The sequence below is a fragment of the Allobosea eneae genome (genome assembly GCF_042657265.1).
In the GTDB taxonomy this organism is placed as follows: Bacteria; Pseudomonadota; Alphaproteobacteria; order Rhizobiales; family Beijerinckiaceae; genus Allobosea; species Allobosea eneae.
In genome coordinates, this window is record NZ_JBHSLW010000148.1 from 1 (window position 1) to 702 (window position 702).

The 702-nt window shown below is 58.1% G+C and carries 1 protein-coding gene; it reads right to left on the reverse strand.

Translation table 11 applies throughout. From position 1 onward, the window contains the following. Positions 1-74 precede the first annotated feature (74 nt). On the reverse strand, positions 75-362 hold the full coding sequence (locus ACFPOB_RS31090; RefSeq protein ID WP_377801991.1) for a hypothetical protein: 288 nt from the start codon (positions 360-362) through the stop codon (positions 75-77). Positions 363-702: the final 340 nt, after the last annotated feature.

Below are 702 nucleotides of genomic sequence, written 5' to 3' on the forward strand. Positions count from 1 at the left end.
GAGTGGCTGGGGTCCACATCGCTCGCTCCAAGATGGCCTGAACAACCCCTTGGAATCACGAGTGCCCCAGTCGCTCAACCCTTTCGGGACGGGCTCTGACTGCCGAGGGGAAACTCATTTGTGAAGGCGAAATAGCGATCTCTGCCCTGCCTCCGTAGCGTGGCTATACCCTGAACGACGCCAGCCTCCTGATTGTAGGCCTCCTCGATCAGGAAGGAATTATCTTGGATGCCTTTCGCCGGACGGTCGTCAGCCCCATCGCCGATCCCAGGCGTGTCGGTACGAGTCGTCTGACCCTGAGGTTGAGCAAGAGCAAGCGAAATGCTGATGCCGTATGCAATGGCGGCGTAGAGTAGCTTCATAACGGCTCCATGTGAGCTGGAATTTTAGCACGGTGTCCGCTGGCTGTTTCACTTGGAGCCCATTGCGTACGGCGAGGTCGGTGGCGAGAGCAATCATTCCGAAAGGGCGAAAGCGACGGCGAGCGTGCTTCCAGGTCATGTCTGTTCCAACGAAGATAGCAATCTGATGCATATGAGAATGATTTGCAATAGCATGACGCGTTTTCGTCGGGCCGTTGCTGCCTTGGGCCGGTGAGCTCCGCTCTAGCAGGCTGTTGAAGAAGTCAGACGCGTTCGCAGACGAAGCCTGACTCGTCGCCGTTGTGGATGTGGAAGTGCCCGACGAGGCGGCCGGCGGTGC